The following is a 10,460-nucleotide window of genomic DNA, read 5'->3' as shown; positions in this document are numbered from 1 at the left end:
CTCTGCGAGTTGTGCCGCGCGACGCCGCCCGGACCGGCTTCCAGGGGAGTCGGCGCGCAGCGCCGACCGATGCCCAGCGGGCCTGCACCGCACGCCGCCTGCCGCGACGCCCCCGCCCTCCGACGAGGCAACGAGTTCGTGCTCCCGTGCAAAATCGCTTCTCGACGCCGCACAGCCGGAGCGGCTATCGTGGCGCCTGTTCTCGCAGGAGCCGCCATGAAACGACGCGATCTGCTGGCCTGGCTGTCTTCGCTGGGCGCCTTCCCTTCGACGCGCGCCGCGGACGGCGTGACGGGCGTGGTCGTGCTGCACGGCAAGCAGGGGCGGCCGAACGGCGTGTACGACATCGCGCAGGGACTGCGCTCCGCCCGCTGCAAGGTGGCGACGCCCGAGATGGCATGGTCGCAGCGCCGCGAGTTCGACATCCCCTATCCCGCCGCACTCGAAGAGATCGCCGCGGCGTGCAAGGACTTGCAGGCCGATGGCGCGACCCGTCTCGTCGTGGGTGGCCACAGCCTGGGCGCGAACGCGGCGCTCGCCTATGCCGCGAGCCGGCGGCCGCTGGCTGGCGTGTTCGCGCTGTCGCCGGGACACGTGCCCGAGGCGCGCGGCTTCCAGCGCGAGGTGGCACCCGGCGTGCAGAAGGCGCGGGAGATGATCGCCCGCGGTGCAGGCGAGGAGAAGGCCTCGTTCCCCGACACGAACCAGGGCCGCTCGCGCCAGGTGCGCACCAGCGCGAACGCGTACCTCTCGTACTTCGACGCGGAAGGCCTGGGCTCGATGACACGTTCGTGCCGCGAGCTGCCCGCCGGCCTGCCGCTGTTCATGGCGGTGGGCGAATCGGAGAACATCCTCGCATACGCACGCGGCACGCTCTTTCCTTCGGCGCCGAAGAACGCCAGGAGCGTGTTCGTGGCCGTACCGGGCGATCACTTCAGTGCGCCCCGCGCGGCCCTGCCCAGTCTGCTCGAGTGGACGGCCGCGCTGGCGACGTGAAGCGCGGCGGGCGCGGCGAGCCCCCGGCTGCGTGCGCCTTTGCTATCCTGAAAACGCCATGGACAAGATCAATCTCGGCCGCACCGGGCCCTCGGTGTCGGTGCTCGGACTCGGCTGCATGGGCATGTCGGGCATGTACGGGCCGGCCGATCGCGCGGAGAGCATCGCGACGATTCGCGCCGCGCTGGACGCCGGCATCGACCTGCTGGACACCGGCGACTTCTACGGCATGGGCCACAACGAGATGCTGGTCGGCGAGGCGCTCGCCAGCCGCTCGCGCGAGGACTGCCTCATCAGCGTGAAGTTCGGCGCGCTGCGCGACCCGGCGCACCAGTGGAACGGCTACGACGCTCGGCCCAACGCGGTGAAGAACTTCCTCGCCTACTCGCTGCAGCGCCTGCGGGTGGACCACATCGACATCTACCGGCCCGCGCGGCTCGACCCCGATGTGCCGATCGAGGACACGGTCGGCGCGATCGCGGACATGGTGAAGGCGGGCTACGTGCGCCACATCGGCTTGTCGGAGGTGGGCGCCGACACGATCCGCCGCGCCGCGGCCGTGCACCCCATCGCCGACCTGCAGATCGAATACTCGCTGATCTCGCGCGGCATCGAGGACAACGGCATCCTCGCGACCTGCCGCGAGCTGGGCATCGCCATCACCGCCTACGGTGTGCTCTCGCGCGGCCTCATCAGCGGGCACTGGGACCCGGCGCAGAAGGCGCAAGGCGATTTCCGCAACGCCTCGCCGCGCTTCCAGCAAGGCAATGTCGAAGCCAACCTGCAACTCGTGGAAGCGCTGCGCAAGGTCGCGCAAGGACTCGATGCAACCGTGGCGCAGGTCGCGATCGCCTGGGTGCTGGCGCAAGGCAAGGACATCGTGCCCCTGATCGGGGCGCGCAAGCGCGAGCGGCTGCAGGAGGCGATCGGCGCACTGGCGCTGCGCCTCGGCGATGCGGACCTCGCCGCGATCGAGCAGGCCGTGCCGAAGGGGTCGGCGCAAGGCGGGCGTTATCCGCAGGCGCAGCTGGCGCACCTGGATAGCGAGCGGTAGGGCGGCAGCTAGTGCTTGTTCGAGCGGGAGAACGCAGAGGACGCAAAGGTTACGCAGAGGACGCAGAGAAGACATCGAAAGGTGTTCCTTTCAAGGTTTTCCTTTGCGTCCTCTGCGTAACCTCTGCGCACTCTGCATTCTCCTGCCTCGGTCACCACCCAAGCTTCCAATCCCTCAATCGTTCAGCAACCGCGCCTTGACGCTGCGGCCCTTGACCTTGCCCGCGTTCAGCCCCGCCACCACGTCCTTCGCGATGTCGCGCGCCACCGCGACGTAGGTGGCGAATTCGTTGATGTCGATCTTGCCGACCTGCTCGCGCGTGTAGCCCAGGTCCGCCGTCAGCGCGCCCAGCACGTCGCCGGGACGGATCTTTTCCTTGCGGCCGGCCTGGATGTGCACCGTCGCCATAGCGGGCAGCAGGCGCCCGCCCGCGGCCGGCGTGAGCTCCGACACCGCGTGCCACTCCGAAGGCCGCCCCTGCAGTTGCTCGATCCGGCCGACCGCGCCCATCTCGTCCAGGCTCGCGAGGTTGAGCGCCAGGCCGCTCTCGCCCGCGCGGCCCGTGCGGCCGATGCGGTGCACGTGGATCTCGGGGTCAGGCGTCACGTCCACGTTGATGACCGCCGCGAGTCCCGCGACGTCGAGGCCGCGCGCGGCGACGTCGGTGGCCACCAGCACCGTGCAGCTGCCGTTGGCGAAGCGCACCAGCACCTGGTCGCGGTCGCGCTGCTCCAGGTCGCCGTGCAGCGCCAGCGCGCTGTAGCCCTGGGCCTGCAGCAGCTCGGCGAGTTCGCGGCAGCGCGCCTTGGTGTTGCAGAAGGCGAGCGCGCTCGCGGGACGGAAGTGGTCCAGCAGGCGCGCCACGGCGGTCAGGCGCTCGGACTCGCGCACCTCGTACCAGCGCTGCTCGATCTGCTCGCCGCCGTGCTGCGCTTCCACCTTGACGGTGACCGGGTTCTTCATGAACTGCGCCGCCAGCTTCGCGATGCCTTCCGGATAGGTCGCGGAGAACAGCAGGGTCTGACGCTGCGGCGGACATTGCCGCGCCACCTTCGCGATGTCATCGACGAACCCCATGTCCAGCATGCGGTCCGCCTCGTCCAGCACCAGCGTGTTCAGCGCGTCCAGCTGCAGGTTGCCGCGATCGAGGTGGTCCATCACGCGGCCGGGCGTGCCTACCACGATGTGTGCGCCGTGCTCCAGGCTGGTGGTCTGGCCACGCAGCGGCACGCCGCCGGACAGCGTGACCACCTTGATGTTGTCGTCGGCACGCGCGAGCCGCCGGATCTCGGTGGTGACCTGGTCGGCGAGCTCCCGCGTGGGGCACAGCACCAGCGCCTGCACCGCGAAGCGGCGGGTGTTGAGGTTGGCGAGCAGCGCCAGCGCGAAGGCCGCGGTCTTGCCGCTGCCGGTCTTCGCCTGCGCGATCAGGTCCTTGCCCAGCAGGGCGGGCGGCAGGCTTGCGGCCTGGATGGCGGTCATCTCCAGGTAGCCCAGCCGCTTCAGGTTCTCCAGGGTGGCGGGGGCAAGCGGAAGCGTGTCGAAGGCGGTCGGGTGCGGGGCGGGCATCCCGCATCATTCCACAGCGCCGATGTGCGCACGCCCGGCGCTAGAACTTCCCGAACTCCAGGTAGGCCTTCTGCGGGTCCACGCCGGCGAGGATCGCGGTGCGCACCTTGTTCTCGGTGGCGATCGCGGTCTCCGCCTCGTCCAGCACGTCGTCCATGCGCGCGCGCGGAATCCGCACCAGCCCGTCGCGGTCGCCCAGCAGGTAGTCGCCGGGCGCGACGATCACGTCGCCGATGCGGATGTCCACGTCGACGGCCCGCGGCAGCCAGTAGCCGACGATGTCCCGCGGCGTGAAGCCGCGCGACCAGGTCTGGAAGCCCATCGCGATCAGGAACTCCACGTCGCGCACGTAGCCGTCCGCGACGCAGCCCAGCACGCCCTTGTTCTTGAGCGTCTCGGCCGAGAGCTCGCCCATGTGCGCGACCACGCGGTCGTTCGGCTGTGACACCCAGATGTGCCCGGGCTTCGCCTTCGACAGCAGGCCGGTCCAGGCGAGCAGCGTCTCGTGCGCATCGGCGCGCGGGTCCACGCGGCCGTCGATGGTGAAGGCCGGCCCGGCGAGCCGCAACTCGGGGAACAGCGGCCGCAGTTCGGGCGGCAGGGTGAAGTCGCGCAGTCCCATTGCACGCATCACGTCGTGCACGACGCCTGTGTAGCAGCGGCCCAGGCGTTCGCTCCAGCGATCCATCGTTTCTTCTCCTGTCATGGTGGTTCAGGCGCGGATCGCCTGCAGCTTGTCCCAGTCGAACGCGATGCCGTGGCCCGGCCGGTCGGGCGCGATCGCGCAGCCCTCCTCGATGCGCAGCGGCTCGGCGATGTACGCGTCGAGCCCGAAGCCGTGCGCTTCGAGGAAGTCTCCGTTCGGCACGGCGGCCAGCAGGTGCACGGTGACGTCGTGCGCGCCGTGCGAGGTGACCGGCAGGTTGAAGGCCTCCGCCAGGTGCGCGATCTTCAGGAAGCTGGTGATGCCGCCGCAGTTGGTGACGTCCGGCTCCGGGAAGGTGACGCCACCCTCGGCGACCAGCTGCTTGAACTCCCACAGCGTGCGCAGGTTCTCGCCCGCGGCGATCGGGATGCCGGCTTCGCGCACCACGCGCGCGTGGCCCGCCACGTCGTCGGGGATGATGGGTTCCTCCAGCCAGGTGAGGTCGTAAGGCTGGAAGGCGCGGGCCGCGCGGATCGCCTGGTCCACGCTCCACTTCATGTTCGCGTCGGCCATCAGGTAAAAGCCCTCCCCCAGGTGCTTGCGCATCGCGGCGACGCGCGCGACGTCTTCCGACAGGCGCTCGCGTCCCACCTTCATCTTGATCGCGCGGAAACCGCGCTCCAGGTTGCCATCGGTCTGGCGCAGCAGGTCCTGCGTGCTCAGCTGCAGGTCGATGCCGCCTGCGTAGCAGCGCACGCGCGGGTCGTGGCCGCCCAGCAGCTTCCACAAGGGCTGGCCGAGCCGGCGCGCCTTCAGGTCCCACAAGGCGATGTCCAGCGCCGAGAGCGCCAGCACCGTGGGCCCGCCGCGGCCGCCGTAGTGCGAAGCCCACCACAGGCGCTGCCACAGGAACTCGATGCGATCGGCATCGAGGCCGAGCGCGACTTCCGGGAAGTCGCGGCGCAGCACGGCATCAATCGCCGCGCCATTGCGGCCGCAGGTGAAGGTGTAGCCCACGCCCTCCTGCCCGTCGGCATCGCGCACGCGCACCGTATTGAGTTCGAAGGCCAGCATCTCACCGTGCATGGAATCGGTGAGGGCAGTGGGAAGGGGAAGCCGGTAGTAGCCCGGCTCGATTGCAGTGAGGACAGCCATGGACGGCTATTATGCGAACGGCCGCCCGCGCGCCAACGTGGTTTACCTTGAGCGCGCGACAGCGCGCCGCTGCTTCAGGGCCGCGCGCCCATCACCAGTCCCTCGATCTGGTGCTTCTGCACGATCGGCACCAGCTGGTCCACCACGCGGCACACGAGGTGCTCGCGCGCGAGCACAGGCAGTGCTTCGTAGTACTCCCGCGTGACCATCACGTCATGCAAAGCCGCGTGGCCGGCGCCCGGCGCATCCACGCCCAGGACCAGCACGGGCCGGCAGATGGGCGAAGCGTGCGCCGTGCCGCGGTGGATGGTCAGCGCCGAGCGGCAGCTGATGTCCCCGGCCTGCGGGAACTTGCGCACGGCCAGCCCGTCGTAGCGCGCGAGCTCGCTGGCCGGCGGGAACATGCCGGCCTGCCAGTCGCGGCCCCGCTCCCACTGGGTGCCGTGCGCCACTTCCAGCGGGCCCATGTCGGGCGTCACGTCGACGCCGCTGACGTTGAAGGCCAGCGAGGTGATGCGCCTGTCCTCGTACGTCTCGCGCGGGGAGGGGAAGTCGCGATGCCAGGGCTGGTACTGCGCGCCCTGGAAGGGCACGTCCAGCCCGATCTCCACGATCTCGTAGCGCGGGCCCAGCACGGCTTCGCACATCGCCGCGACCCAGGGGTGCGTGACCAGGTCCGCGAAGCCGCGGAAGGACTGCGGATGCGCCTCCACGTACCAGCGCCGCGGACCGCGGCCGACTGCCCCGCCGGGACGCTGGATCGCGTCCCAGAAGCAGGTCATCATGTCTTCGCGCAGCGCCTCGACCCACTCGCGCGCAAACGCGCCCCGGCAGGCCGTGATGCCGTCCTGGCGCAGCGCCGCCACGCTCGCCTCCACCTGCACCAGCGGTGCTTCCTTCTGCTCGATCATGGGCGCGGAACGTAGCAGGCTGCGCACTGCAGCGAGCTCGGCCGTGGAAGCATTCGCGGTGCATGCGTGAAAATGCCACGGCCGGCCTCGCCCGCGCCCAGCCACGACGGTGCTTGCCGCCCGTCGTCGCGCACGGTGCCATGGCTGTGTCAAGCGAACCACGCCGTATCCCCGGCCGGCGGATGCCGACGGCCCGTGTGGGCCGGGACCGCAGTTACACCCCGTCGATGTCGGGTCGGCACGCCGCTGCGCAACAATTTCCCTAGTCGTCATTGAAGCCATGGAGCTCCGGGTCTTTCTCGCCGAAGACCTGGCCAGCATGCACGCGCTGATCGGGGAGCTGCTGTCCTCCATCGGCGGCTTGCGGCTGGTCGGGAGAGCCGCCACCGAGGCGGAAGCGAAGCTCTGGCTGACCGAACACCCGGGCGAGTGGGACGTGTGCATCGCGGACCTGATGCTGGACCAGGGTTCCGGCTTCGGGGTCATTGCGCACGCGGCGGCCAACCGCGGGCAGGCGCGCATCGTCGGCTTCAGCGGCTACATGAGCGAGGGCATCCGCGCGCACTGCCTGCGCCTCGGCGCGGAAGCGGCGTTCGACAAGGCCGACACCGCCGGCTTCATCTCCTGGCTGGCGCAGGTCGCAGCGTCGGCTGCGGACAAGGACGCGGCGGACTGAGCGCGGACGGCACAATGCCGGTTCCTCCACTCCTGGAAGTCCCGTGGCCCGCCCCTCTCCCTGGCCCGACAAGGTGATGGCGCTGCTGCGCGCCGGCAATCCCGCGGCCGCGATCGCGCAGGTGAAGGTCGCCCCCGGCGTGCGGGAGCTGCAGGCGCTGCAGAAAGCCCTGGCGGCCGCGCAGCTCGCCGGCCGGTGGCCGGATGTCGACGTGGCGATCGCCCAGAGCCTGCAGGCCCTGTCCGCGCCGCGCCTGCATCGCTCGCCCTGACCCGCGCTGCGCGACGCCGCCACGGGCGCGGCGGCGTTCGACATCGTCGACGAGTACTACGGTCGAGCACGCATGCTGCCGGTGCGCAGCTCGCCACCGGCTGCTTCCACGCGCCTGCTGATCCGTTGCGACCGGCATCGGCTGCGAAGCCATCCTGGTGCATGCGCAACCCATTTTATCGTCCTGCGAGGTAATTTCCGCGCAGGCAGCAAGGTTTGCGGACGCAAGGGTTTGCCGCGGGGAACCATTGGGGACATCATGGCGTCCATGGGACAAGGAGGTCCTTTCCATGGCCTATAGCGCGCTGCCCGTCCTGCCGAAGATCGGCACCATCCGCGTGTGTCGTCCCGAACAGGGGCAACCCGGCGTGACGCTCGACTCGCCGGCCGTGCTCGTGATGACCGACCTCAAGCGCGTCTCCGCCGCCGTGGTGTCGCCGCGCGAGACCATGGACGGTGCGCACGCGCTGATGATGCGGCGCGGGGTGCGCATGCTGCTGGCGATGGACGACTACCAGTCGCTGGCCGGCATCATCACCACCAACGACATCCTCGGCGAAAAGCCGGTCGCGGTCGCGCAGGAGCGGCGCATCCGCCACGACGAAATCCTCGTCTCCGACGTGATGACGCCGGCCGACCGGCTGGAAGCCTTCGACATGCACGCCGTGCAATCGGCCCGCGTCGGCCAGGTGGTGGCGAGCCTGCAGCGCGCGCGCCGGCACCATGCCCTGGTCGTGCAGGTCGGCCCCGACGGGCAGCGCGAGGTGCGCGGCATCATCTCGCTGTCGCAGATCGCGCGCCAGCTCGGAATGCCGCTGCAACTGCCCTCCGAGGCGAAGTCCTTCGCCGAGATCGAGGCCGCGCTGCTCTGAGGCGCCTCAGGCTTTCACGGCGGGTTCCGCGCCGAAGAAGCCGACCACGCGGGCGATGCGCCCGTCCACGTCCAGGTCCATGAAGTCCACGCCGGCGAGAACGGTCTCGCCCGCGGGATTGCACAGCCGCCAGCCGTAGCGCAGGAACTGGTGATGCAGGTCGAGCGCGCTGGTGCGCTCGAAGCGGTGGCCGGGGAACTGCGACAGCAGCGTCGCGGCCTGGTCGGCGATGCCGGCGTGGCCGCGCGCCTCCAGCGGCGGGTCCACCAGCCGGCCCTCCACGCTCCAGGTCTCGCGGACCAGCGCAAGGCGGCGCGCGGCGTCCGGCTCGCAATAGGCTGCGAGATGCGCGTCGACCAGTCGTTCGTAGGCGGCAAGCGTTTCCATCGTGGGCTCCTTGGGTTGGGAATCGATGGACACGATTCTTCGCAGTGCGTGCACGCGGGTCCATGACGTCGCGGGTCATGGCCCACCGGCACAGCAGGGATAATCGGTGCAGGAATCCGCATGCACCGCCGCCGACTGACGCCCACCCGACAACAACTGCGGTGGACCGTCCTGGTGCTGCTGTCCATCGTCCTCTCCATCGCCTTCGACGCGACCGGCGTGCCGGCGGCCCGCCTGCTGGGACCCATGGTCGCCGCGATCCTGATGGCGCTCTCCGGCTCGGATGTGTCCGTGCCGCGGCTGGGCTTCGTCGGCGCGCAAGGCGTCATCGGCTGCCTCATCGCGCGCGGCGTGCCGGTGTCCATCCTCTCCACGCTGTCCGAGCACTGGCTGGTCTTCATCGTCGGCGTGCTCGCGGTCACGGTGCTGGCGAACGCGCTCGGCTGGGCGCTGTCGCACTGGAACGTGCTGCCCGGCGACACGGCGGTCTGGGGCTCGGCGCCCGGCGCGGCCTCCGCGATGATGATCATGGCGGAGGCGCACGGATCGGACGTGCGCCTGGTCGCCTTCATGCAATACCTGCGGGTGGTGTGCGTTTCGTTCACGGCTTCGCTGGTCGCCCACTGGTGGATGCGCAGCAGCGGGGCCGCGCCCGCCGCGGCCGTCAGCGCGTCCCTGCTGCAGCCGCCGGGCGACTGGGGCGGCCTGCTCGCCACGCTCGCGGTCGCGCTGGGCGGCGCGGTCATCGGCGCGCGCCTGCGCCTGCCCGCGGGCGGGCTGCTGCTGCCGATGCTCGCCGGGTTCGTGCTGCAGGACTTCGCCCACATCCACATCGAACTGCCGCCGCTGATGCTCGCGGTGGCCTATGCCTTCGTGGGCTGGACCATCGGCATGCGATTCAACCGGGAGGTGCTGCGCGTCACGCTGAAGTCGCTGCCCCAGGTGCTGGCGGCGATCTTCCTGCTGATCCTCGCCTGCGGCGCCTTCGCCGCGGCGCTGGTGCGCTGGGCGCACGTGGACCCGCTCACCGCCTACCTCGCGACCAGCCCCGGCGGCGCCGACTCGGTGGCGATCATCGCGGCGTCCACGCCGGTGGACGTCCCCTTCGTGCTGACCATGCAGGTGCTGCGCATGCTGTTCGTCATGGCCACGGGGCCGACGATTGCGCGCACGCTGGCGAGCCACCTGCACCGGCGCAAGCACCGGGTCTGAGCGGGGCGGGCATGCGGCGGGCCGCAGGATCGCTGGGGTTCGCGTTGCTCACCGCCAGCCTACGAAGGCCGGCCGCGCCGCGAACCGTAGGCTGGTGGTGAGCCGCACCAACCGTAGGCTGGTGGTGAGGCGCAGGCGAACCGTAGGCTGGTGGTGAGCCGCAGGCGAACCCCAGCTTCTGCGCCGCAGTGCGAAGATCGGGCCCATTCCATTGCCCTGCACCGAAGCTACATGCGAACCGTCCTCCTCGCCACGCTCCTGCTCGCGACAGCGGCCTGCGCGCAAGAGCGCCGCAATGCCTTCGACGACCCGTTCCTGCAGGTGACCTCCGCGCTGCCGGGCTGTCCGGTTCCGCGGCCGCCCGGCTATACGGAAGAAGAGGTGCGCAAGGCAGAACACGTGCGCGCGCAGCACGGCACGAGCTGCTACTACTCGGGCCGCTGCCGGCTGCCGAACTCCTACCTGTACGACAAGGAGATCATCCCGCGCGTGAAGCAGTACATCCAGCGCGATGGCCGCTTCGACGACACCAGCGTGTGGGTGCTGGGCGAGCGCCGGCTGGTCACGCTCATGGGCTGCGTGCAGACGCCGGCGCAGGCCGAGGCGATGGAGAAATCGGTGCTGCTGGTCGACGACGTGATGGGCGTGGTCAACCTGCTCTCGGTGGGCACGCAGGCGCCCCCGCGTTACGCGGTGGAGAGGCCCTGAGCCA

At 70.3% G+C, this 10,460-nt stretch carries 12 protein-coding genes; 7 read left to right on the top strand and 5 right to left on the bottom strand.

All coding sequences use genetic code 11. The annotated features are described in order from the left end of the window. The first annotated feature begins 216 nt into the window (after window positions 1-216). Both JJB11_RS09470 and JJB11_RS09465 read left to right on the top strand, forming a co-directional pair. The gene (locus JJB11_RS09470; RefSeq protein WP_201168986.1) at window positions 217-996 is read left to right on the top strand and encodes a hypothetical protein; all 780 of its coding nucleotides are present in this window, start codon (window positions 217-219) and stop codon (window positions 994-996) included. A 58-nt stretch (window positions 997-1,054) separates the two neighbouring features. Further along, window positions 1,055-2,050, top strand: coding sequence for an aldo/keto reductase (locus JJB11_RS09465; RefSeq protein ID WP_201168984.1), 996 nt, complete (start codon window positions 1,055-1,057; stop codon window positions 2,048-2,050). A gap of 174 nt (window positions 2,051-2,224) precedes the next feature. Here the strand turns inward: JJB11_RS09465 and dbpA are convergent, their stop codons facing one another. From dbpA to JJB11_RS09445, 4 genes are all read right to left on the bottom strand, one after another. Then, a complete protein-coding gene (dbpA, locus tag JJB11_RS09460; protein ID WP_201168982.1) occupies window positions 2,225-3,619 on the bottom strand; it encodes an ATP-dependent RNA helicase DbpA in 1,395 nt (464 codons plus the stop codon). Between the two features lie 40 nt (window positions 3,620-3,659). After that, window positions 3,660-4,307, bottom strand: coding sequence for an RraA family protein (locus JJB11_RS09455; RefSeq protein ID WP_201168980.1), 648 nt, complete (start codon window positions 4,305-4,307; stop codon window positions 3,660-3,662). A gap of 24 nt (window positions 4,308-4,331) precedes the next feature. Further along, window positions 4,332-5,420: a mandelate racemase/muconate lactonizing enzyme family protein gene (locus tag JJB11_RS09450; RefSeq protein ID WP_201168979.1), complete on the bottom strand. Its 1,089-nt coding sequence runs from the start codon at window positions 5,418-5,420 to the stop codon at window positions 4,332-4,334. A 74-nt stretch (window positions 5,421-5,494) separates the two neighbouring features. Continuing rightward, window positions 5,495-6,331: a phytanoyl-CoA dioxygenase family protein gene (locus JJB11_RS09445; RefSeq protein WP_201168976.1), complete on the bottom strand. Its 837-nt coding sequence runs from the start codon at window positions 6,329-6,331 to the stop codon at window positions 5,495-5,497. 280 nt (window positions 6,332-6,611) lie between these two features. On the opposite strand from JJB11_RS09445, the gene JJB11_RS09440 reads away from it, so the two are divergent. From JJB11_RS09440 to JJB11_RS09430, 3 genes are all read left to right on the top strand, one after another. After that, on the top strand, window positions 6,612-7,007 hold the full coding sequence (locus JJB11_RS09440) for a response regulator (RefSeq protein WP_201168962.1): 396 nt from the start codon (window positions 6,612-6,614) through the stop codon (window positions 7,005-7,007). A 43-nt stretch (window positions 7,008-7,050) separates the two neighbouring features. After that, the gene (locus JJB11_RS09435) at window positions 7,051-7,278 is read left to right on the top strand and encodes a hypothetical protein (protein ID WP_201168960.1); all 228 of its coding nucleotides are present in this window, start codon (window positions 7,051-7,053) and stop codon (window positions 7,276-7,278) included. A 289-nt stretch (window positions 7,279-7,567) separates the two neighbouring features. Then, the gene (locus JJB11_RS09430) at window positions 7,568-8,149 is read left to right on the top strand and encodes a CBS domain-containing protein (RefSeq protein ID WP_201168957.1); all 582 of its coding nucleotides are present in this window, start codon (window positions 7,568-7,570) and stop codon (window positions 8,147-8,149) included. Window positions 8,150-8,155: 6 nt separating this feature from the next. Here JJB11_RS09430 and JJB11_RS09425 read toward each other — a convergent pair whose 3' ends face one another. Continuing rightward, complete coding sequence (locus tag JJB11_RS09425; protein ID WP_201168949.1) at window positions 8,156-8,536, bottom strand: nuclear transport factor 2 family protein; 381 nt, start codon at window positions 8,534-8,536, stop codon at window positions 8,156-8,158. Between the two features lie 120 nt (window positions 8,537-8,656). On the opposite strand from JJB11_RS09425, the gene JJB11_RS09420 reads away from it, so the two are divergent. Beyond that, window positions 8,657-9,748: an AbrB family transcriptional regulator gene (locus tag JJB11_RS09420; RefSeq protein WP_201168945.1), complete on the top strand. Its 1,092-nt coding sequence runs from the start codon at window positions 8,657-8,659 to the stop codon at window positions 9,746-9,748. A gap of 231 nt (window positions 9,749-9,979) precedes the next feature. Next, a complete protein-coding gene (locus JJB11_RS09415) occupies window positions 9,980-10,456 on the top strand; it encodes a BON domain-containing protein (protein ID WP_201168942.1) in 477 nt (158 codons plus the stop codon). Window positions 10,457-10,460: the final 4 nt, after the last annotated feature.

This window comes from Ramlibacter ginsenosidimutans, from assembly GCF_016654015.1.
Classification (GTDB): Bacteria; Pseudomonadota; Gammaproteobacteria; order Burkholderiales; family Burkholderiaceae_C; genus Ramlibacter; species Ramlibacter ginsenosidimutans.
The sequence above is the reverse complement of the archived record's forward strand: the minus strand, read 5'-3'. Positions and strand labels throughout refer to the sequence as shown.

Excerpts from the sequence above, each read along its gene's own strand:
- JJB11_RS09450 (WP_201168979.1), bottom strand. The coding sequence starts at position 5,420 with ATGGCTGTCCTCACTGCAATCGAGCCGGGCTACTACCGGCTTCCCCTT.
- JJB11_RS09430 (WP_201168957.1), top strand. The coding sequence starts at position 7,568 with ATGGCCTATAGCGCGCTGCCCGTCCTGCCGAAGATCGGCACCATCCGC.
- dbpA (WP_201168982.1), bottom strand. The coding sequence starts at position 3,619 with ATGCCCGCCCCGCACCCGACCGCCTTCGACACGCTTCCGCTTGCCCCC.
- JJB11_RS09440 (WP_201168962.1), top strand. The coding sequence starts at position 6,612 with ATGGAGCTCCGGGTCTTTCTCGCCGAAGACCTGGCCAGCATGCACGCG.
- JJB11_RS09420 (WP_201168945.1), top strand. The coding sequence starts at position 8,657 with ATGCACCGCCGCCGACTGACGCCCACCCGACAACAACTGCGGTGGACC.
- JJB11_RS09470 (WP_201168986.1), top strand. The coding sequence starts at position 217 with ATGAAACGACGCGATCTGCTGGCCTGGCTGTCTTCGCTGGGCGCCTTC.
- JJB11_RS09415 (WP_201168942.1), top strand. The coding sequence starts at position 9,980 with ATGCGAACCGTCCTCCTCGCCACGCTCCTGCTCGCGACAGCGGCCTGC.
- JJB11_RS09425 (WP_201168949.1), bottom strand. The coding sequence starts at position 8,536 with ATGGAAACGCTTGCCGCCTACGAACGACTGGTCGACGCGCATCTCGCA.
- JJB11_RS09445 (WP_201168976.1), bottom strand. The coding sequence starts at position 6,331 with ATGATCGAGCAGAAGGAAGCACCGCTGGTGCAGGTGGAGGCGAGCGTG.
- JJB11_RS09455 (WP_201168980.1), bottom strand. The coding sequence starts at position 4,307 with ATGGATCGCTGGAGCGAACGCCTGGGCCGCTGCTACACAGGCGTCGTG.
- JJB11_RS09465 (WP_201168984.1), top strand. The coding sequence starts at position 1,055 with ATGGACAAGATCAATCTCGGCCGCACCGGGCCCTCGGTGTCGGTGCTC.